Source organism: Photorhabdus tasmaniensis (assembly GCF_011189505.1).
Taxonomy (GTDB): domain Bacteria; phylum Pseudomonadota; class Gammaproteobacteria; order Enterobacterales; family Enterobacteriaceae; genus Photorhabdus; species Photorhabdus tasmaniensis.
Map to the genome: position 1 here is coordinate 1 of NZ_PUJU01000177.1, position 768 is coordinate 768.

The 768-nt window shown below is 39.5% G+C and carries 1 protein-coding gene; it reads left to right on the plus strand.

The features are described from left to right. On the plus strand, positions 1 to 602 hold a 602-nt coding region (locus C5471_RS23400; RefSeq protein WP_166296608.1), incomplete at its 5' end, for a Tn3 family transposase. Positions 603 to 768: the final 166 nt, after the last annotated feature.

Below are 768 nucleotides of genomic sequence, written 5' to 3' on the forward strand. Positions count from 1 at the left end.
CTAATCAGGTTAACTTTTGGATTTTATACGCGTTTGGCTATCAGTTTGCCCCACGTTATAAAAATTTTCCAACAAAAACAGAGGGTATCATTGGGTTTGAGCCGCCAGGGAAATACAGTGAAGAGTTCCTTATTAAGCCTATTCGTAAAGTGAATGAAGAACGGATTATCGAAGAGTGGCCAAATATTCAACATATAATGGCTTCTCTTGGTCAGAAGGAAACGACGCAATCATCCATTGTTAGGAAATTAAGCTCTTATGCCCGACAAAATAAAACAAAAAAAGCGTTGTGGGAGCTGGATAATATTATAAGAAGCATCTATATGCTCGACTATATTGATAATAAATCCCTGCGCCAATACGTTGCCAAAGCATTAAACCGTGGTGAAGCTTACCACCGATTGAAAAAAGCGATAGCGCATGTCAACGGGGGCAAAATGAATGTAAAAAGTGAAAATGAACAACATATTATCCACGAATGTACCCGACTCATAGCCAGTGCAGTTATTTATTTCAACGCAGAACTCTTGTCCAGTTTGCTTGAGAGAGGTGATCCTGACGGTTTATTTGAGATGGGACAGCTGGGTAAAAAAACTGGGTAAAATATCGCCAGTGGCGTGGCAACACATTAATTTCTACGGTCGATTTGAGTTTAATGACATAGCGACAACATTTAGCGTTGGTGAGTTCGTCAAGTCGGTTGACCTGACGACATTATTTACAGATTAAAGTCATAAACAGTGGAAGGGCTTGAAAAGTAACTTTGAA